At 42.1% G+C, this 19776-nt stretch carries 19 protein-coding genes; 11 read left to right on the top strand and 8 right to left on the bottom strand.

Annotation, left to right across the window (positions count from 1 at the left end):
* Positions 1–265 precede the first annotated feature (265 nt).
* Positions 266–2224 (bottom strand): molecular chaperone DnaK, encoded by a 1959-nt coding sequence (gene dnaK, locus V7K38_RS13330; RefSeq protein ID WP_334858415.1) that lies wholly within the window; start codon positions 2222–2224, stop codon positions 266–268.
* Between the two features lie 226 nt (positions 2225–2450).
* Positions 2451–3200: a nucleotide exchange factor GrpE gene (gene grpE, locus V7K38_RS13325; protein WP_334858413.1), complete on the bottom strand. Its 750-nt coding sequence runs from the start codon at positions 3198–3200 to the stop codon at positions 2451–2453.
* A 471-nt stretch (positions 3201–3671) separates the two neighbouring features.
* Here grpE and V7K38_RS13320 point away from each other — a divergent pair, with 471 nt between their 5' ends.
* The 4 genes from V7K38_RS13320 to V7K38_RS13305 all read left to right on the top strand — a co-directional run bounded on the left by V7K38_RS13320 (position 3672) and on the right by V7K38_RS13305 (position 8922).
* A complete protein-coding gene (locus V7K38_RS13320; protein ID WP_334858412.1) occupies positions 3672–5675 on the top strand; it encodes a GspE/PulE family protein in 2004 nt (667 codons plus the stop codon).
* A 58-nt stretch (positions 5676–5733) separates the two neighbouring features.
* Entirely contained in the window at positions 5734–6897 is a 1164-nt protein-coding gene (locus V7K38_RS13315) for a type IV pilus twitching motility protein PilT (RefSeq protein ID WP_442940768.1), read from the top strand.
* A 134-nt stretch (positions 6898–7031) separates the two neighbouring features.
* Positions 7032–8255, top strand: a complete 1224-nt coding sequence (locus tag V7K38_RS13310; RefSeq protein WP_334858409.1) for a type II secretion system F family protein — start codon at positions 7032–7034, stop codon at positions 8253–8255.
* Between the two features lie 106 nt (positions 8256–8361).
* On the top strand, positions 8362–8922 hold the full coding sequence (locus tag V7K38_RS13305; protein WP_334858407.1) for a hypothetical protein: 561 nt from the start codon (positions 8362–8364) through the stop codon (positions 8920–8922).
* A gap of 302 nt (positions 8923–9224) precedes the next feature.
* Here V7K38_RS13305 and bioU read toward each other — a convergent pair whose 3' ends face one another.
* From bioU to V7K38_RS13290, 3 genes are all read right to left on the bottom strand, one after another.
* Positions 9225–10229 carry a (S)-8-amino-7-oxononanoate synthase BioU gene (gene bioU, locus V7K38_RS13300; RefSeq protein WP_334858405.1) on the bottom strand — a complete coding sequence of 335 codons (1005 nt, stop codon included), beginning with the start codon at positions 10227–10229 and terminating at the stop codon, positions 9225–9227.
* 201 nt (positions 10230–10430) lie between these two features.
* A complete protein-coding gene (locus tag V7K38_RS13295) occupies positions 10431–10652 on the bottom strand; it encodes a hypothetical protein (RefSeq protein ID WP_442940767.1) in 222 nt (73 codons plus the stop codon).
* Positions 10649–10894, bottom strand: coding sequence for a UPF0175 family protein (locus V7K38_RS13290; RefSeq protein WP_196521128.1), 246 nt, complete (start codon positions 10892–10894; stop codon positions 10649–10651). The genes V7K38_RS13295 and V7K38_RS13290 overlap by 4 nt, the downstream gene beginning before the upstream one ends.
* 144 nt (positions 10895–11038) lie before the next feature.
* Between V7K38_RS13290 and V7K38_RS13285 the strand changes: the two genes are divergently transcribed.
* The 5 genes from V7K38_RS13285 to V7K38_RS13265 all read left to right on the top strand — a co-directional run bounded on the left by V7K38_RS13285 (position 11039) and on the right by V7K38_RS13265 (position 14093).
* Entirely contained in the window at positions 11039–11515 is a 477-nt protein-coding gene (locus V7K38_RS13285; RefSeq protein WP_334858403.1) for a hypothetical protein, read from the top strand.
* A gap of 89 nt (positions 11516–11604) precedes the next feature.
* Positions 11605–12363, top strand: coding sequence for a hypothetical protein (locus tag V7K38_RS13280; protein WP_334858401.1), 759 nt, complete (start codon positions 11605–11607; stop codon positions 12361–12363).
* Positions 12364–12996: 633 nt separating this feature from the next.
* A complete protein-coding gene (locus tag V7K38_RS13275) occupies positions 12997–13206 on the top strand; it encodes a DUF2997 domain-containing protein (protein ID WP_334858399.1) in 210 nt (69 codons plus the stop codon).
* Positions 13207–13245: 39 nt separating this feature from the next.
* Positions 13246–13632 carry a DUF1257 domain-containing protein gene (locus tag V7K38_RS13270; RefSeq protein ID WP_334858397.1) on the top strand — a complete coding sequence of 129 codons (387 nt, stop codon included), beginning with the start codon at positions 13246–13248 and terminating at the stop codon, positions 13630–13632.
* Positions 13632–14093: a ferredoxin gene (locus V7K38_RS13265; RefSeq protein WP_334858396.1), complete on the top strand. Its 462-nt coding sequence runs from the start codon at positions 13632–13634 to the stop codon at positions 14091–14093. Before V7K38_RS13270 ends, V7K38_RS13265 begins: the two co-directional genes overlap by 1 nt.
* Positions 14094–14219: 126 nt before the next feature.
* Here V7K38_RS13265 and V7K38_RS13260 read toward each other — a convergent pair whose 3' ends face one another.
* The 3 genes from V7K38_RS13260 to V7K38_RS13250 all read right to left on the bottom strand — a co-directional run bounded on the left by V7K38_RS13260 (position 14220) and on the right by V7K38_RS13250 (position 17256).
* Positions 14220–14504: a YiaA/YiaB family inner membrane protein gene (locus V7K38_RS13260; protein WP_334858394.1), complete on the bottom strand. Its 285-nt coding sequence runs from the start codon at positions 14502–14504 to the stop codon at positions 14220–14222.
* A gap of 270 nt (positions 14505–14774) precedes the next feature.
* Positions 14775–16406, bottom strand: coding sequence for a DUF4335 domain-containing protein (locus tag V7K38_RS13255; RefSeq protein ID WP_334858393.1), 1632 nt, complete (start codon positions 16404–16406; stop codon positions 14775–14777).
* Between the two features lie 244 nt (positions 16407–16650).
* Complete coding sequence (locus V7K38_RS13250) at positions 16651–17256, bottom strand: DUF3038 domain-containing protein (protein ID WP_334858392.1); 606 nt, start codon at positions 17254–17256, stop codon at positions 16651–16653.
* 695 nt (positions 17257–17951) lie between these two features.
* Here V7K38_RS13250 and V7K38_RS13245 point away from each other — a divergent pair.
* Both V7K38_RS13245 and V7K38_RS13240 read left to right on the top strand, forming a co-directional pair.
* Complete coding sequence (locus tag V7K38_RS13245) at positions 17952–18890, top strand: molybdate ABC transporter substrate-binding protein (RefSeq protein WP_334858390.1); 939 nt, start codon at positions 17952–17954, stop codon at positions 18888–18890.
* Positions 18891–18989: 99 nt separating this feature from the next.
* Positions 18990–19760: a PEP-CTERM sorting domain-containing protein gene (locus V7K38_RS13240; protein WP_334858388.1), complete on the top strand. Its 771-nt coding sequence runs from the start codon at positions 18990–18992 to the stop codon at positions 19758–19760.
* The last annotated feature ends 16 nt before the right edge of the window (positions 19761–19776 follow it).

Genomic DNA, 19776 nt, shown 5'->3' with positions numbered 1-19776 from the left:
CTAGCCGCACCATTTGGTGTGGAAAACCACCCTTATGCAATGGAAGTGGATCTGAATCGGCATACTGCCTAACAGTAATTTGCTTCTACAATCTAGCAAACCCCTGGGGTCTTGTGAAACTTCGCTAAATCTATAATCAATATTAAATATATTAAAATCTCTTAATAAAAATCTGCAACTTAGGATATTGGGAATTGGGAAGAAGCAAGGGAGGAGGTAAATTAGTTTTCCCCTGTGCCTCTTTTCTATGCCCAATACCCACTCCCTAATCTATCGCCTCATAATCAACCTGTGCGGTACTTTCTTCGTCAAAATCAAAGTTAAATTGTGGGATCAGCGTACCGTTCATTGGTGAGTCTATTTCTGGGGTAAAGAGACTAACTGAAGCTTTCTCAATCTCATCTGTTTGGCTGTTAGCTCGGTTATAGACATCAGCACCAATTGCAAACAAGGTTTGTTGGAAATCGTCTAAGCACTGTTTAAATTCCCCAGTGGAGATGCTGGAGTCAATCATTGCAGCTTGAAGTTGTGAAACTTTTTCACTAGCCAAAGTCTTCATCTGGTCGCCGATAAAGTTGCCATTATCCCTGATGGTGGATTCGTAATTGAACAACAGACTATCTGCTTGGTTTCTGAGTTCAACCAGTTCTTTACGTCTTCTATCTTCTTCAGAAAACAGTTCGGCTTCTTGACGCATCCGTTCGACTTCGTTGGTACTTAAACCACCTGTATTGGTAATCCTGATACTCTGTTCTCTACCTGTGCCTTTGTCTTGGGCAGAAACCTTCAGGATGCCGTTAACATCGATTTCAAAGGATACTTCAATTTGTGGCACACCACGGGGCGATGGGGGAATTCCTGCTAGCAAAAACTTGCCGAGACTCTTGTTATCTCGTGACATTGCCCGTTCACCTTGGAGAATATGAATTTCTACCGAGGTTTGCCCATCAACTGCTGTAGAAAAAATTTGTGACTTACTTGTAGGAATTGTGGTGTTGCGTTCAATAATTTTGGTGAACACTTCGCCCAAGGTTTCAATTCCCAAGGACAGGGGGGTGACATCCAATAGTAAGAGATTATCGACTTCGCCACCCAAAACCCCTGCTTGGATAGCTGCTCCCAATGCTACCGCTTCGTCAGGATTGATAGAGCGATCGGGAGCTTTGCCATCGAAAAATTTAATCAGCGCGTTTTGGACTGCGGGAATACGAGTAGAACCACCTACTAAAATAATCCGATCTATGGCTGATGGTTTGAGATCCGCATCTTTGAGCGCTTGGATCATTGGTTCGATGGTCGCTTCAATTAATTTTCCTGCCAGTTCCTCAAATTTAGAGCGGCTGAGTTCCATTTCCAGATGCTTTGGTCCGGTTTCATCAGATGTGATGAATGGCAAGTTGATGGAGGTATTGACCATACTGGAGAGTTCAATTTTGGCCTTTTCTGCTGCTTCGCGTAGGCGTTGCAGTGCCATCTTATCTTTGGAAAGGTCGATTTTCTCGTCTTGCTGGAAGCGTTGCATCATCCAAAGCACGATCGCATTATCAAAGTCGTCTCCACCCAAGTGGTTGTTACCACAAGTCGCCTTAACTTCAAAAACGCCATCTCCAAGTTGTAGGATCGATACGTCGAAAGTCCCGCCTCCCAAGTCGAATACTAAAATTAGCTGCTCTTGATCTTGCTTGTCTAATCCGAAAGCTAAAGCCGCAGATGTTGGTTCATTAATGATTCGCAGGACTTCTAATCCGGCGATCGTGCCAGCATCTTTAGTGGCTTGTCTTTGAGCATCTGTAAAATATGCGGGTACCGTGATCACTGCCTGAGTGACTTCTTCACCCAAAAAGTTTTCTGCATCCTGCTTCAGCTTTTGCAGAATCATCGCGGATAGTTCTTGTGGCGTGTAGTTTTTTGAGCGAATTTGGACATCTACGGTATCATCTCGACCTTTGACACAGTTGTAAGGGACGCGATCGCGTTCTATGTCAGTGTCTTCCCAACGCCGCCCGATGAATCGTTTAATACTGTAAATTGTGTTTTCCGCATTGGTTACGGCTTGGCGCTTTGCCAATTGACCAACCAAGCGATCGCCACTCTTGCCAAATCCTACAATACTTGGAGTAGTTCGTCCGCCTTCAGAATTGGAGATCACCAATGGTTGACCGCCCTCTAAAACTGCGACGCAACTGTTAGTAGTGCCTAAGTCGATTCCAATAACTTTTCCCATAATTGGCAGTATTTTTACTGAGTCTTTCTACTGTAGTGTGTCGCTGAATAACTTTTTTGCTCCGAACAAAGGCTAGCGGATAACGTCTGTGAAACCCATATTGCTGGTAGCAAGAGAGAAGTTTAAACACAGAGAGTTATCCAAAGCCTTGTCCAAGTTTTAGGCACGCGATGCTCGTCCTTGCATAACCCAGGCACTTTTGGTCAGCGAGACGAGCGACTACAGCTTAACTGAAGGCTTGACTCGACTGATCTTCCTCCGTAGAAGGTGTATCTTCCTTTGGAGCAGCTACTTTGACCATTGCATGGCGTAGCACGCGATCGCCCAAGAAGTATCCGCGCACTAACTCTTCTAACACTGTTCCTTCAGGATGTTCATCCGTAGGTTCGCGCATTACTGCTTCGTGCAGGTTAGGATCGAATTCTTGACCTTCAGGACGCATTGGTGACACACCCAACCGCTTGAGGCTATCTACTAATTGTTTGTAAACGCCTTGGTAGCTTTTGTGCATGGTCATTTCGCCATCAGATTGCGGTTTGAGGTGCGATCGCGCCCGCTCAAAATTATCGACCACTGGCAGCAATTCTAGAATCGTGTTCCGCTTCATCAGCGTCTCTAACTCTTCTTTTTCTTTACTAGTGCGTTTCCGGTAATTCTCAAAATCAGCGGCAATCCGCATATATTGAGTACTACGTTCTTCTAATTGCGTTTTGAGAGACTCAATTTGTTGAGTCAGTTCTGCCAAAGCTGCCGTTCCCACTCCAGTGTTATCGGTTGCAGCGACACCAGTTTCTGGATTGATAGTAGCCGCATCTCCCGATATATTAGTTTGGGCTGCCACTTGCTCTGTCGCCTCGCTACCAGATTCATTGAAATTAATTTGGGCTGGGGAGTCACTCTTCATTGCTTGCTTTACCTCTGTTGGTTCACCCAATTGCTGACTAGTATTGTTTATCTGTTTATTTTCATCCATCATTGTCTACTCATTCCAGATACTTGCTATTTATGGCAGTGTATCTCCATAGCTTGCAACCGTCGTCATCCACGACTTGCAACTAAGGCTGATTCTGTTGCCGACAACTTTCTGGAACTGATGTAAGCATTTTCTTATTGTGACAAATGGTGAACACGTTAGCCCAGACCCCACTAAGACGGGAACCCGAACGAGTAATTTGCAATAGTAGCGCTGAATGTGATTTGCCTCTTATCTTATTTGAAAATATTTTGAATTATTGTTAGCGCAGCGTAAAGCCTACGGCATGGCAACTCTTGGAGACGCTCCGCGAACGCTTAGAGCGAGTCTGCGTTCGCTTTTACGTCTCGTAGAGAGCGTCATTTTGAATTCGGAGCCGAGCGACGTGACTCAGGACTTTTTTGGGAAATGAGAATTCTATCTCACAGGCTGGGAATACTTTAAGCAGAGGTTTCCCTACTCATTCGCTCATTTATGAACTCGTCACCACAACGGCGCAGTACCGCTCTAACTACCAGAACAGAGTTTTCGCCCTTCGGCAACAAGCTAGTGCAATCTGGCTATGTGAATACCGACCAGATGAGGCAGGCACTAATTGAAAGCCGCAAATCTGGCAGACCCTTAACGGAAGTACTAGAGTCAATTACTGGGCAACAACTATCACCTGAGTTGCTCAGGCAATACAAAAAACAGCAGCTATTTGAACTAAAAATACTATACGGTGTTGAATTCCTCGATCCGGAAGTCAGCTCCGTTGGTAACACGATGATGGGGAACCTGATTGAAACCCTCATCCCAGTGGATATTTGCCGTCGCCATCGTTTAGTACCACTGTCGAAACACGAAGACCAAACTCCGCCTTCAGTTTTAGTGGCGATGGTCGCTCCAGATAACCTAGAGGCTTCCGATGACCTGAACCGCATCTTGCGCCCCCAAGGTTTGGCATTGCAGCGGATGGTGATTACACAGGAAGACTACCAACAGCTAATCAACCAATACCTGGATGAAAGGGCTGTTCAGCAAAAGCACCTAGACCAAGAAAAGTTTACAGATATTAATCAGGATTTAGAAAACCTCGGAAATCTCGATCTTTTGGATGCTCCGGAAGAAATGGAGGCTGATCTAGGGGCAGCGATGAAGGGTGCAGAGGATGCCCCAGTCATCAACCTAGTCAATAGAATCCTGGCTAAAGCCTTGCATGAAGGCGTTTCTGACATTCATATCGAACCGCAAGAAGAAAATTTACGGATTCGCTTTCGGAAGGATGGCATACTGGTCGAAGCTTTCCCTCCCCTACCGAAAAAAATCATCCCGGCGGTGACAGCCCGATTTAAAATCATCTCCAATCTAGACATTGCGGAACGGCGTATACCCCAAGATGGACGCATCCGAAGGCTGTTTGAGGGACGTAAAGTAGATTTCCGCGTCAGTACCTTACCCAGTCGCTACGGGGAAAAAGTGGTGTTGCGGATTTTGGATAACTCCTCAACCCAACTGGGATTAGATAAGTTAATTACCGATCCAGAGACTTTACATATTGTCCAGGACATGGTTAGCCGTCCCTTTGGGCTAATTTTGGTAACTGGGCCAACTGGTTCTGGAAAAACAACCTCGCTGTATTCTGCACTTTCAGAAAAGAATGATCCCGGAATTAATATCAGTACTGTAGAAGACCCAATTGAGTATAGCCTTCCAGGGATTACTCAAGTACAGGTGATTCGAGAAAAAGGGCTGGATTTTGCTACCGCTCTACGGGCTTTCTTAAGACAAGATCCAGATGTGTTGCTGGTCGGTGAAACGCGGGATAAGGAAACGGCAAAAACAGCAATTGAGGCTGCCTTGACCGGTCACTTGGTATTAACTACCTTACATACCAATGATGCCCCAGGTGCGATCGCACGTTTGGGAGAAATGGGGATTGAGCCTTTCATGATTTCTAGTTCTTTAATTGGCGTATTAGCTCAACGTTTGGTGCGGCGTGTCTGTTCTGAATGTCGTATTCCCTACACTCCCACAACCGAGGAACTAGCTCGTTATGGTCTATCAGCTTCCTCTGATGTGGGAGTCACCTTTTATAAAGCTAACAGTTTGACATTAGATGCGATCGCAGAAGCCAAAACCAAAAATCAGCTTTGCCCAAAATGTAATGGTGGCGGCTACAAAGGGCGCTGTGGTGTCTATGAAGTCATGCGAGTTACCGAAAACCTGCAAACTCTGATCAACGAAGATGCACCCACCGAACGCATCAAGGAAGTGGCAATAGAAGAGGGCATGAAAACCTTGCTAGCTTACAGTTTGGACTTAGTGCGCCTTGGTTCCACCACTCTAGAAGAAGTAGAACGAGTGACGTTTACTGATACTGGTCTGGAAGCAGAATTAAAAGCCAAACGCAAGACTGGTCTTACCTGCCGGAGTTGCGATGCCACATTGAAACCAGAATGGCTGGATTGTCCCTACTGTATGACATCTAGGTTTTGAGATTAGTCATTAGTCATTGGTCATTGGTTAGTAACTTTAAACAAATGACAAAGGACAACTGACAAATAACAAACATAAAAAAGGAAGCAGAACTATGGAAATGATGATTGAAGACTTGATGGAACAGTTGATTGAACTGGGTGGCTCGGATATGCATTTATCCGCAGGTTTGCCTCCGTACTTCCGCATCAGTGGCAAACTCACCCCCATCGGTGAGCATATATTGACAGCCGATCAATGTCAAAGGCTAATTTTTAGTATGCTCAACAACACCCAGCGTAAAACCTTAGAGCAGAACTGGGAGTTGGATTGTTCTTATGGCGTTAAGGGTTTGGCACGTTTCCGGGTCAATGTCTATAAAGAACGTGGTTCTTATGCTGCTTGCTTACGGGCATTAAGTTCTAAGATTCCTAACTTTGAAAAATTAGGTCTGCCAGATATTGTACGGGAAATGACAGATAAGCCCAGAGGACTGATTCTGGTGACAGGCCCTACAGGTTCCGGCAAGACAACTACCCTCGCGGCGATGATTGACTTGATTAACCGCACTAAAGCAGAGCATATTTTAACGGTGGAAGACCCAATTGAATTTGTCTACGAACCAATTAAAAGCTTGGTTCACCAACGACAACTTGGTGAAGATACTAAGAGCTTTGCTAATGCTTTGAAAGCAGCTTTGCGGGAAGATCCAGATATTGTTCTGGTGGGAGAAATGCGCGATTTGGAAACGATTTCTTTAGCGATTTCCGCAGCCGAAACAGGACACTTGGTATTTGGTACTCTCCACACCAGTTCCGCCGCCCAGACAGTTGACCGGATTATTGACGTTTTCCCACATGAGAGACAAACCCAGGTGCGGGTGCAGTTGTCTAACTCATTAGTGGCGGTATTTAGCCAAACCTTGGTGTCCAAGAAAAGCCCTAAACCCGGTGAATATGGTCGGGTGATGGCTCAAGAAATTCTGATTGTCACTCCCGCTATTTCCAACTTGATTCGAGAAGGCAAAACAGCTCAAATTTACTCAGCTATTCAAACTGGCGGCAAATTGGGAATGCAAACTCTGGAGAAGGTTTTAGCTGATTTTTACAAAGCAGGAACGATTTCTTTTGAAGCGGCGATGTCTAAGACTTCTAAGCCAGATGAAATCCAACGTCTCATCGGTAATGCTACACCGCAAGCCGCCGCAGGTGCAAAAGCTGGTGCAGCTGCCAAAGCGCATTAAAGGAACTAAGGAGATGAAGGCGATGAGGAAGATGAGGGAGTAAAGAGGAAGTTGCAGTAATTTTTTCGTTTATGCCCCATGCCCCATGCCCCATGCCCCATGCCCAATTCCCAACGACTATTTTTAATTTATTTATGCCAAACTTTGTTGCCCGTGTTCGGGATTCTCAAGGAAAATCCCGAACAGAAAAAATTACTGCTGAATCCTTGACGCAAGCTCGGACTAATCTTAGAGATCAAGGTTTTGTAATCCAGGATCTCAAGCAATCTCAAGGATTTGAGCCAGATGTTGCCTTCAAAAAATTCCAGAATTCCTTAGTTAAGGTTTCTGTGAAAGACAAAGCTGTTTTTTCCCGTCAATTTGCCGTTTTGATGAATGCGGGGGTTGCGATTGTTAGAAGTCTAGGTGTACTTTCCGAACAGTGTAGTAATACTAAACTCAAACAAGCCCTAGTTGAGATTAGTACTGATGTTCAAAGTGGAATGAACCTTTCAGAGGCAATGCGGAAACATCCTGACTGCTTTGATGGGTTATATGTGAGTATGATTCAAGCCGGTGAAGTTGGTGGTGTTCTAGATGAAGTATTGAATCGTTTAGCTAAGTTGCTAGAAGATGTTGCTCGTCTCCAAAACCAAATTAAATCAGCATTATCTTATCCAACTGTTGTGGGTTTTATCGCAGTTGCGATCTTTCTTGGTATGACCATTTTTCTTATCCCAATTTTTGCCACGATTTTTACACAAATTGGAATTTCATTACCGCCTTTAACGCAATTCTTGATGGATGCTAGTAAATTTTTGAGAAGTCCTGGTGCTTTCGTACTTTTAGGTATTCTTATAGCATTGAAATTTGCCTTTACACAATATGGTAAAACTCCTGTTGGTCGCATAACAATCGATCGCCTTTCCCTGAAGATGCCGTTATTTGGTGATTTAATTCAAAAATCTTCAGTTGCCCGCTTTAGCCGGACTTTTGGTTCTTTGACTCGTTCAGGCGTACCAATTTTAACTTGTCTAGAAATTGTCAGAGATACATCAGGAAATCAAGTAATTGCTAATGCCATAGACGCAGCCCGGATGGAGATTCAACAGGGAGGGATGATTAGCATTGCTTTACAAAAAGATGCCGTTTTTCCAGCTATGGCAATTCAGATGATTAGTATCGGAGAAGAAACTGGAGAATTAGATGCAATGTTGATGAAAGTTGCCGATTTCTATGAAGATGAAGTCGAGCAAGCAGTAAAAGCAATGACCAGTATTTTGGAACCAGTGATGATTGTAGTTTTAGGGGGAATGGTTGGAACCATTTTGCTAGCCATGTATTTGCCGATGTTTGCAGTATTTGAAAAGCTGGGATAAGAGATAAAAAGTTAGGAGTTAGGAGTTGAAAGTCTTTATTTTTCATGCTCATTTTTAACTCTTGACTACTTAAATTTTTTTCTAATTCCTAACTATTGAATAAACTATGACTGTGCAAAAATCTGACTACGAAGCGAGTTTGGCAGAGTACAGCAATCATCTAGCTGCGATCGCCTTACTAAAGCAATATCGGCCATACTTAGAGATGATTCCCAGTTTGCGCCGTCCCGATGAAAGTGTCATCACTATCCCCTTGCCGATTGTGCGTCTTCGCAACACAGCTACAACAACTCCACAAACAATCTGTTTACCCTGTGATGTGGCAATTTTGATGTGCGATCCAGAATGGAAAATCAAAACTGGAGCCGAAATTTTAGTCTTTATTCATCGCGCTCACGAAGATTTTTCTGATTTGTTAGGACGTTGGCGACAAACCCAAGTTTTTCTAGACAATGATTATGAGTGGTTGATGCCTCTACGCCACAGTCATATTTTGAGTGAGGGAGCTAATACTATATATCCTCTGTTTGTCGTTTTTAGTGATACCTTAGAACGCATTCAACGAGGACTCGTAGGAGCCGAACTTCCATTTATTATCCAAATGTCATATTCGCTGCTTGAGGAGAATTTCACAGATATTTTTTCTCCAGAAACTCCACCAGCTTAGAAAAGTTAGAAGTTAAGCTGTTCCACAAATAAACTTGCATACACTGGGCGGGCAGGATGCCCACCCCACAATAGTTATATTTAATAGGGGTTATGCAAATTAGATGTTTTTTAGCTTAATATAGCGCTTCCAATTCAGATGCAGTACAAGATTATATCGCAAGGTGTAGGGGCACGGCAGTGCCGTGCCCCTACGGGTGTGCCTCACGTAAACGAGAACCGCTATATAAAATCGCAAATTTTGAGTCTTTGAATATGCTCCAAATTTGCGATTTTATATTTTTAACTCCTAACTCCTAACTATTACCTAACAAATTGGGGCATAATTTCGGCAGCAGTGAATATTCCATAGATGCCGCGTTGGTGCAATTGCTTACCAGCTTTGAGATAGCCAAAGGCAGGCCCGCAGACATTGGCTGCCATGCTGGTTTCATCACCCAGAGTAAAGGTATGGGTGGAAATCTTGCCTTCAAAGGTACGCCCTGTTACCTTAACGTTAGTGCTGAGGGGCTTTTTAGGATTGCGAGTATCAACTACACCACCAACTGTAACCCGATCGCGATCGCAAATTCCCGCTACCTCTAGCATCACATCATCAGCGTGTTCCATATTCTTCAAGGTAAGCACACCATTAGTTTTATCTAGTAGTGCTTCTACTTCTGCATCAGTCATCGCCCTAGCAGTTTCCACTGTATAACCAGGGATATGGCCAATGTCTTCCCGAACCGTGGCGCGGTAAGCTTCCCAGTTGGCAATTCCCACCCCAAAGGTAATTTCGACTTGATGAATTTCGGCGTAGCTTTGGGCTGCTAATGCGGCGGCGGCGGTTAACAGTCCGGGTGTAGCACCACAGCCTGTCATGTACGTAATCCCGGCTGCAAAGAGTTCTTCTTTCATCACTAGTAGTTGTTCTACAGCAGAGGTGCGCTTAATTGCATCCACTAGCACACCCCGCCAACCAGATTTAATAAACTCCTTGGCTACAGAGGGGATAAAATCGTTTGGTAGGTTGGGTAAAGCCAGAAAATACCCATCCACAGGTTGAGCTATTGCAATTACATCCTGAATACTTTGATTTGTTAACGTACCAACTGGTTCTAAATAACCTACGGAACCTTGGGACTGGTAAGTTGCAATGCAATCTTGAGTATTTAAACCTTCAGCAGCGTAAACGTAACCTTTTTGATCTGCGGCTGCGACTAAAATCATTTCCTGTTTAGCAGCAAGTACCTTGGCGGCGGCTTGTCCGAGTCCGCCGAAACCTAGTACTCCTATACGTATCGCTGACGAAATATTTGCTGTATTCATAGTCAATTACTTAAGTTGAATCACAAGCCTTCAAACTTTACCATCTCAGCTTGTGGCTGATGGCTGACAGCTTTTAGCTATAAAGGTTAATTATGCTTCATTATCCTGATTTCTTCCCCAACCAAATCAGTTTTTTCACCAGAAATTCTTGCTGAGTGATTTCGGCTTGAGCAAATTTTCACGCGAAATAGCAGCAAAAATCTAAATATACCTTGAAGCGATGCCTACGCATAATAAATATAGAGTAGAGAGCGAAATAAAAGTTTGTACTTCAGTTGCACCTGCAACTGGAAAGTTGGGATCGGTCAGTTCTCGATAGACAGCTTCAGGAATTAGGACTGTTCCGTAAAGCTGTTGTAATAAATAAAGGTGGTTAATGGCAGCGAGGTTATTAATGGACGAAGTATCACTGACAATAATCACAGTCTCCCCATCGCCCGCAAGTTCTTTATATCTTGTTCAAAATCCTCCACACCGTAATGCACTGAAATTTGACGACTTGCAAGTAGATGCTGAAATGCTATACGATTCATCCCTGCAAACCGGCTGGCTTGAGCAAGGGTTAACTTTTCTTTTTGAAAGAGCATCACCGCAATTTCCTGCTTCATTTCGCCTTCAGTCATCCGAGTTGCCGTTAATATTTCATTAGGAATGACGACGCTCATAATTACAATCCTCTCTATCACTACTATTCTAAGCAGCTTAAGCACGAACCGTATTCTTTTTAATCTTGTTCATGTCATAATTTAACGCTTTGCTCTGCTTTAGGGAATCCTAAGAATAATACTTGAGTAATGAACAGGGTTTGTATGGCAATTAAGGATGTTCTTACAGATTTCGAGGGAGATGATTTTGTTACTCCCCGAATCATTAGTGCTACTCGCAGTTTTAATGGTCAAGGTATTTCACTTTATTACTATATTTATGGTGAAGATTCTGATGGGCTTGTTGCTGGACTAAAGCTAGACTTCTTTAAAAATGTTCGCTTCACTAACTTTAAGAAACCTCATCCAACAGAAAAATATAAACCTTATTTGGATAAATTCATTGCTGGATGGTCTTGTAGCCACGATGATGTTTTGCAATATTTTGCATCATCGAATTCAGTAACGAAAGTGCAATTAGACAAGATGGCTAGACATTGGGAAATTCCTGTAGAGCGATTTGTCAATACCTTGTTAGTTGCATATATGTTGTTGTGGGATGCTGAGGATGATGACTGGCTTGATGACTCTGATTGGAATGGCGGGGATTTCAAGAGTTTTACACCTTCACCAAAGCGATGAAACGTCTTACAAGTTATTGGCATCTAGATTTCACGTTGGAATGGCAAGAAAGTGTTTAAATAGGAAGTGATGTAACTTATAGTTGAGATATGCGATTCGATGAACTAGAAAAAGAACGTCAGCGCAACCGAAGTCTTGCTCAAGAAAAGTTTTCTGAACGAATATCAGTTATAAAAAACTGTATTGATACACAGCATGAATATGTTGAATTATTTTTCGGTTTGCTTGGCCATCGTCACCTTACGCAGCATGGTGATGCAGAAACACCAATAATTTCAGCAGTAATCAAAAATGAAATTGCTATTTACTCAAGCCTAATATTAACTTTAGACGGGTTACACGGTTCAGGTTTAGCTTTACTCCGATCGGTATATGAAGCTTTAATGATTGCAAAGTTTGCTTCTCTACGAAAAAATGATAATGTCATCTCGAAGTGGATAGCTGGAGAAACGATTTATTTTTCAAACTCGATTTTAAAAAAAATTGTTACACCAGAACTTAAAGAATTAAAAAATCTTTGGGAAGCATTGTGTAACGTATCCCATGCAACTATTTATTCATATCAAGTATTAACAAAGTTTGAAGACATAGAAGAAGTATCAGCTAATATTGCTATTTTGATAGTGTTATTAGGCTGCAATTTTCACTTAATTAATAAGCACTATATAACCAAGGAAATGGCATATTTAGCGAAGCAATATCACAGTAAAGAAGGTGAGTTTGAGCGTTGTCGAGATGCAGCAAAAATTGCTGTCAAAACAGCTACAATATTTATTTCTGATCCGGCTCGGCAAGTTATCAGAGAATATTCGAGGGTTTGGCAACTAGCTCCTTCTATAAGTTCTTGAAGAAGCCAAAAGGTTATTTTCACTTATTAGGATTCAAACCCCTCCTGAAAAGAAGCCACCAAATTAAAAATTTGGTGGGGGTCTTAAAACAGCAAGCTTGGCAATAGTTCGCAGCAGAGAACAGATAGCGTAGCGGTAGCGAATCAACCAGCATCGGGCAGGAGGCTCAGTTGGAATACTGCCCTTTGCCTTTCTTGATAAATCCAAACGAGTACTTTTACTTAATAATTAGTTACAACGTAGAGGTTACTTGCTATCGCGTACTCAAGAGTTATAGGGCAGCTAGGTCTTGCAGCATAGCCATTTTTTCAATGATTTTTATATTTTTGTAACTCAACTAGCTGGCTATAACTACGTCTAATGCTTATTTTTAGTACTTTTGGAGCTTACTTGGCAAACTCAGTTTTTAGCTTGACTAATCGATGAGGTTAAGAGAAACTAACTAAATACTGATGTGCCTGCTTATAAAATTTATAATTTTTGTAAAGATTCTGAGATATATATATTGAGAGATGAAACATTAGTTAACAAATGGTAAGTTTGGATCTGAGTAAAAATATTCCTACGGCTATATTTGTAGCTTTCTCCTAAGGCAGTAAAATTTAAGCGTACTTATCGTGGTTGGCCAAGAGCATGGAGACATTAGAGTTCATAATCTATCCAGACGGTCGGGTACAAGAGAAAGTCACTGGCATTGTGGGTGCTTCGTGCGCTGAGGTTACAGCAGCAATAGAGGCACAACTGGGGCTAGTACTTAATTATGAGCCAACCTCAGAATATTTCGCCGCGAAGGTGCAGCAATCTAATGTGGCGAATACACACACCACTTACAGCGATTGGTAAGTTTTCACAGTAGTTTAGTGTTATTAATTCACAACCACCATGTCACACTTTAGCCAAATTAAGACTCAAATTCGTAACCTTGATTCTTTGAAAGATGCTTTGACTGAATTGGGCGTAGACTGGAAAACCGGCCCGCGCGAAGTCCGTGGCTATCGCGGTCAAACCCATCCTGCGGAAGTTAGTATTGAGCAGGAAAACGGCTATGACATCGGTTTTAGATGGAATGGCAAAGAATATGAACTGGTGGCTGATTTGCAATATTGGCAGCAAGACCTCTCCGTGGACGGATTTTTGCGCCAAGTAACACAGCGCTATGCTTATCAAACAGTTGTGAAAGAAACCGCTCGTGTTGGTTTTCAAGTCTCTGAACAGCAAAAAAATGAAGATGGTTCAATTCGCCTGGTAGTACAGCGCTGGAGTGCGTAATGGCTGATTTTCTGCCGTCGCCGGAAGAACAAGTTGACAACCGTTCCGGTTTGGAACCAGAATTAGGGGGTTTTTTACGGGATGCCCCAGAACGTTCTGGTTTGGAACCGGAATTGGGCGGTTTGCTGCGCCAAAATGGTGTTTATGTTGATGAAATTACCTGTATTGGTTGCAAGCATTGCGCTCATGTTGCGCGTAACACTTTTTACATTGAACCAGATTACGGGCGATCGCGCGTGGTTCGCCAAGATGGGGACGCTGAAGAAATTATCCAAGAAGCAATTGACACTTGTCCGGTTGATTGCATTCACTGGGTTGATTACACAGCATTGAAAAACTTAGAAGAAGAGCGAAAATATCAGGTAATTCCTGTTGTCGGTTATCCGGTAGAACATGCGGTTGCTGCTAGCGAACGTCGGCGTAAAAAGCAAAAGTTAAAGACCAAAAAATCCCGTTATTAAGATAAAAACGTTAAATTAATATAAATGAAGGACTGGGTATATCCAGTCCTTTTGCTTTTCGTAATATAGTTAACTTCTGACAGCTTTTCGGGAAAGTCTTTTAATTCAAAATCGTTATGGTTGCCTTCATTTTAAATTTAGAGGATCGTGTTGTGAAAGCAATTTTTCTACTTTTGCCTCATCTAACCTAGCGGTTAATCTTCTATTTTCATGTAAGTCTCTAGTAGTTTTCGCTAAAGTAAAAGTTGAGCCAACAGAGAAAGCCATACCCATACCCATAAAGCCTTTCACCCAGCCATTTACAGGTAAGTTTACAACGCCGAAGGTGGTCATAGAAATAGAAATCACAAAAGCTGCCCAAGTTTGAATAACCCAAGCTTGACTGTCTTTTTGAGTACCAATTGTTTGCATATATCCTGCCTTTGATTATGAGTGATTTATACTAATTCGTAATTAAGAGGCATCAGATTTAATCTGGGTTTCCAGACTTATATCTGTAGTTGAATTTGAAAAAAGTGGTGTTAAAAGTGATTGTATTCATTAGTAGGTTTACTGGTATTAATAGTAAGACCAGTTTGGTAACTGGACTCTAAAAGATAAGCTTAAGATCAATTGAAGTAAATAAAAACTGGCACAAAGTTTGTACCAGTTTTATAAGTGGCATTAAAGGGAGTAATTTAATTATTCATCTGGAAAAGTCTGCACCTTGCCATCAGGACTGAGAACAACTCGAATTCTGACATTTTGCCCGCTTGTATTGGCGGAAACAAAAGGTTTACCAACTTGAGGCATTCCAGTGCTATTAACGAATTCTCTTGCAGCCTTATTAAGGGGAAAAATTCGTTCAACTGTGCCGTCAACACTGACTATCAGGCTGTACTCTAATGTTTGCCCTAGTCCGGCAGGTGGTTGCCAACGCTTACTTAGGTATGTTCTCGCTTCTGCTACTTGAGGTGTATCAAATAATGTACCATTAGCCACTTCTCTGGATTTAGGGGTTTTGCGCGTGTCCCCTAATTGGTCGATGAATGGATTATTATCAGCAGTTCTAGATGAGGAAGGTTGTGAAGTCGGTTTCTCTCCAGGGGAAGGTTGCTGTAAGGAATTGATTCTTTCATCTAGCTGTTGTGAGGTTAATGTGGAGGGTTGGGTTGGAGTATTGCCAACATTATTATTGGGTATGGTGCTAAGAGATGGCGGGGAAATTGGTGAGATATTAGTTGGTAAGCTGCTTGGGTTAGAAGATAACCTGGGTGGCAAATTCCGCAACTTAGGGAGAGTTCCAGCTTGAGGACTTGACGCTGTAAGGTTCTGTCCCAGATTTGGTGATATGGCAATTTCCTGGCCTGGGATTTTGCTCGCCGTTCGCGTAGCGTCTCGTAGAGAAGGCATCGCTTTATTGGTAGGAGTGGTTGAAGTTGTCCCTTGAGGTATAGTCAGTGAATTTGGCAATAGAGGTGGCGGTGTAGAGAAACTACTAGAACTAGGGACTGTTAGAGGTGCTCGGGGCAAAGTAGATGTGGAAAGTGGAGGAGTCGAACCAGATAAGTTACCTGATGGAGTGGTGAGTGCGGAATCGGGCGTGGGAAAGTTTAGTGCGGTTGAAGGTTCTAAAGCAGTCTTTACTGCTGCTGGATCTGATGTTTTGGCTGTCTGCTGTTCCTTTTCCCTAATGTTATTAGCATATTGCCAAGTAACTGGCAAGAAACCTACACCTAACACTAATACTGCGGCAACAGGTGCCCAAGCAGGGAACCTCAGAGTCGAACTCGTGCTGTTGAGAGTTGGGAGTGCCATGACATCAGTTGAGTATTCATCTAAAGCACTAGCCAAATCAAATAATTGCAGTAGAGTAAGTTGAATTACGGGGCCGGATGAGTAGTTGGCGAGAGAACCGAGAACTAAGTTGTGAGTTAAATAGCTGCTTGGTTCTAAGCGGATATTTGCCCCAGGAAGTTGGGTATTAAAAGAATTTAATGTTTGTGTTGAGGATTTTAATTCCGGCTCACCCAGTGCTGTGCTTGACTGTTGAGTACCGGAGAAACTGACCCAAAAGCTCTCTGGAGACTGTTGGAGAAATTGCTGTACATAATTTGTGACTGCATCACATAAAGCTTCAAGTTGATCGCGATCGCCCCGAATTGGGATTCTGTGTTCTTCTGGTAGTCGGGGATCGTCAAAACGTAGCTCAAAGCTGAGGTGTTTGAGGACAGTTTTCCCCATCCAACGGGACAGAGGTGAGCTTTGCGCGTATACTTCTAGCGTGCAAGTAGGGGGTGTGTAGCGACGAATGACAGAATTTGATAGAGGCATAGCAGGAACTGCGAGAAAGACTATTTGGGATTTTGCAAAAATTTAAGCCAGTGCGTGCAAAGAAAAGTTGAAAGGGTGGATTTTTCCACTCAGAAGTTTGTTAGATTTCTTCTGTTATGTAATGTCCCAGGAGGAAGCAGTTCTGAGAGTGCATCGCCCAAGGGCTAAGGAATATCAAAAGGGTTTCCCGATCTAGGAGACAAATCACAAGCAAATTTTGATTGAGGAATTTCAAATTTCAAATCTAAAATTTTGTCGAACGGTCTATAAGTGCTAGCCAGAGACGACGATGCCCACCAGGGGAACTGTAAAAAAGTAAATCTACAAGCAGTTTTAGTGCCAGGTTGGTTAGTAAATCTGTTGAGATTTGCTCGTCCTCTTCCATCCGCTCTTGGTAAGTGTTGCAAAAAGCATCAATATAGTCTCCAAGTAAAGCGGCCTGGTGAGGTTCCCGGTTATTTTCTGCCATTTGTTCCAACAGTCCGACAGCGCGGCGAATCAATTCCTGGTGCTGTTTGGCTAAGTAGCAGATGATCAGAACAAGCGATCGCGCTTCTTCGACATCTAGCTTTTTTCGCCCTCCTTGACCCTTGCGTAGGGGATTTGATTGGCGTAGTCGCCATAAAGCTACGCGGTCTGGCACTCTTGACTCTAAATTCAGATCGGTTGCCGCCGAAAGCATAGCCTCTGAACCAATCCCAGTTAAGGTTTCTAGCGCCAACAGCACCAAGTCTAATTGGGTTTTGATATTATCCCATTGAACTGTGTTTGGGGCTGGAAGCTTGATTAAATCCTCCCACTGGGAATTTGGTGTGGCTGAGTTGGCGGCCGAGTGCATAACTTTTAGCATAGGTGATCAAGCTGATAGAGGATGTTGCTGTTACCCATTTTGAAACCAGACTCTCAAGCATCAAGCTTGGTTTCCCATAGCTATGAGCCAGAAACTTCAGCTAGATTTTTTCTATGTGGTAAACAGCATGTATCTTTGTCCTACTCTAGATGAAAATTTATTTTCAACAAAGTAGAAAAGTATCAATTCTAATTAAGGTTTACCCAACTTTCACTGCTAATTCCGTACAAGAGTATAAATAAACTATGTTTTTAATGCTAACTGCTAATTATGTAGAATACTCCCACATTTATTTACGGGTTGAAATCTTGAAATTTCTTGATGTTTATTACTTGTTCTTAATGTATACATAATTACTATACAAATCTTTTGCTTGTTTAGTTTACCAAAGGTGCTTCTAGCTGTTAAATAGCAGCTTCACTTGTGTCCAGCCTGTTATTTCAGGACAGGCTGGGCAACATCAGGAAGATTGATGCCTCTTACCCTCATTCATAAAGTCAGCGTTTGAAGATGTTGGCTAATTGATTTTTTCCAACTTAGTTGGTACTATAACTTTAATCGCAAACCACACACATATCAAAACTCATTTATTACTTTGATGGATAGAGGTAATAGTTTAGACCTTTCCCAAAACCCATACTTAAGTATGAGTTACAGATAATTTATTGAGTAGTAATAGTAACGCAATAATAACGATGAAAAAGCATTTTTTTGCCTTTTCACTGATAGCTTGTGCTGTCAGTGTGATACCAACTCAGGCATTGGCGGTTGAGCTATACGGTGCTGGTAGTTTACGCGATAGCCTCACAGAAATAGGTGAATCTTTTAATGAGAAATATGGTATTCCAGTAGAAACGCTATTTGGGCCATCTGGTTTAACACGAGAACTCATAGAACAAGAATTCTCCGAAGCCGGAAAATCGGCAGATGTTTTTGCTAGTGCAGATATTGATAACCCTCAAACATTGTTTGAAGAAGGTTTAAGCGAACCTGTAGTGAACTTCACTAGTAACCGCATGGTTGCTGTTGTGCGATCGGGACTTGGTATCACATCAGATAATTTGTTGGATTTTTTGCTAAAACCAGAAATCAAATTGGGAACTTCCACACCCATAGCAGATCCATCTGGTAACTATGCATGGCAGATATTTGACAAGTCAGATCAAATTACACCTGGTAGCTCTCAAATTTTAAAGAATAAAGCCTTGCAGTTGGTAGGTGGTAATCCTAATGCTCCGATTGTTCCTAATGGCAAAAATAATTTAGTCTATTTTCTCCAAGAAACAAAGCAGGCAGATATATTTTTAGCTTATTACACCAGTGGGAAGACTGCCCAAATAACAACAGGTGGTGACAATTTACAAATAGTAGAATTACCCGATTATTTGGCAACAAAAGCTAATTATGGACTAACTACACTGAAAAACGCCGATCCTGATGGTGAAAAATTAGCTGGATATATCCTATCACCAGAAGGGCAAGACATTTTAGCAAAGTATGGATTTAGCGCCCCATCTACTTCTGTTCCCGAACATCAAGGTGCGGGTGGAATTTTAATAGCTTTGGGTTTGGTTTTAATTTGGAATAAAAAGCAACTAATCAAATCAGAATCCCGCAGCTACAAAACTTATTAAGTTTATCTTGTTCTTAATCAAAATTTTTGTCACTTAACAAAGAAGTAAAACATGAAGTATCTCAAATTTTTTCCTTTTTTCTCTCAAAAAATATCAAAGTTGAGTATAGCTTTAATAGCAGTAATTTCATCGAGTATTCTGCTTGCTAACCCTATCCATGCAGCTACCCTTGGTCAAAATCTTATTGTTAATGGGGATGCAGAACAAGGACAAGGAGATCCTATTGGTAATGGTGTTGGGACTGATATCCCCTTTATCCCCGGCTGGATTACAACTGATAGTTTCAGTGTGCTGCAATATGGAGCTACAGGTTTTGAATTTACTAATGCTTTGGGCAATATAGTCGCCGTTAGTGGACTTCCTAATGCTAATAGCTCAGGGCCAAATGTACGAGGAAATAATTTATTTTTTGGTGGCGCTGGTAGAGGCTCATCAAGTGCTTCTCAGTTAATTGATATAACTGACCTTGCTTCTGTAATTGATACTGGGCAAGGAGCCTACGATTTAAGTGCTTGGTTAGGTGGCTACGACACTGATTTAGATAATGTGAAATTTAGTCTTAATTTCCTCAATCAAGATGGTCAAAATCTAGATACAACATTTATTAATTCCCCCACTCCAGACGAAAGAAATAACACAACAGGTTTATTGTTCAAGTCTACGAAGGGTCTTGTTCCCGTTGGTGCAAGGCAAATTAATGTTGTTCTGGATATGAACTATGTTCGTGGGCGTGTAAACGATGGCTATGCAGATAATCTCTCATTAGTAATTGCCAAAGTTCCAGAACCATCTCCATCAGGCTTATTACTAATGAGTTTCTCTTTTTTACTCCTATGTAAATTGCCTAATAAGAGCAAATCTTTGCCGTAATTTATATAAAATTTAT

Origin of the sequence: Nostoc sp. (assembly GCF_036917465.1) — a bacterium.
Lineage (GTDB): Bacteria > Cyanobacteriota > Cyanobacteriia > Cyanobacteriales > Nostocaceae > Nostoc.
The sequence above is the reverse complement of the archived record's forward strand: the minus strand, read 5'-3'. Positions and strand labels throughout refer to the sequence as shown.

Coding starts and splice junctions, on each gene's coding strand:
- V7K38_RS13310 (WP_334858409.1), top strand. CDS start 7,032: ATGCCAAACTTTGTTGCCCGTGTTCGGGATTCTCAAGGAAAATCCCGA.
- V7K38_RS13255 (WP_334858393.1), bottom strand. CDS start 16,406: ATGCCTCTATCAAATTCTGTCATTCGTCGCTACACACCCCCTACTTGC.
- dnaK (WP_334858415.1), bottom strand. CDS start 2,224: ATGGGAAAAGTTATTGGAATCGACTTAGGCACTACTAACAGTTGCGTC.
- V7K38_RS13320 (WP_334858412.1), top strand. CDS start 3,672: ATGAACTCGTCACCACAACGGCGCAGTACCGCTCTAACTACCAGAACA.
- V7K38_RS13250 (WP_334858392.1), bottom strand. CDS start 17,256: ATGCTAAAAGTTATGCACTCGGCCGCCAACTCAGCCACACCAAATTCC.
- grpE (WP_334858413.1), bottom strand. CDS start 3,200: ATGATGGATGAAAATAAACAGATAAACAATACTAGTCAGCAATTGGGT.
- V7K38_RS13260 (WP_334858394.1), bottom strand. CDS start 14,504: ATGCAAACAATTGGTACTCAAAAAGACAGTCAAGCTTGGGTTATTCAA.
- V7K38_RS13270 (WP_334858397.1), top strand. CDS start 13,246: ATGTCACACTTTAGCCAAATTAAGACTCAAATTCGTAACCTTGATTCT.
- V7K38_RS13265 (WP_334858396.1), top strand. CDS start 13,632: ATGGCTGATTTTCTGCCGTCGCCGGAAGAACAAGTTGACAACCGTTCC.
- V7K38_RS13275 (WP_334858399.1), top strand. CDS start 12,997: ATGGAGACATTAGAGTTCATAATCTATCCAGACGGTCGGGTACAAGAG.
- V7K38_RS13305 (WP_334858407.1), top strand. CDS start 8,362: ATGACTGTGCAAAAATCTGACTACGAAGCGAGTTTGGCAGAGTACAGC.
- V7K38_RS13245 (WP_334858390.1), top strand. CDS start 17,952: ATGAAAAAGCATTTTTTTGCCTTTTCACTGATAGCTTGTGCTGTCAGT.
- bioU (WP_334858405.1), bottom strand. CDS start 10,229: ATGAATACAGCAAATATTTCGTCAGCGATACGTATAGGAGTACTAGGT.
- V7K38_RS13280 (WP_334858401.1), top strand. CDS start 11,605: ATGCGATTCGATGAACTAGAAAAAGAACGTCAGCGCAACCGAAGTCTT.
- V7K38_RS13290 (WP_196521128.1), bottom strand. CDS start 10,894: ATGAGCGTCGTCATTCCTAATGAAATATTAACGGCAACTCGGATGACT.
- V7K38_RS13285 (WP_334858403.1), top strand. CDS start 11,039: ATGGCAATTAAGGATGTTCTTACAGATTTCGAGGGAGATGATTTTGTT.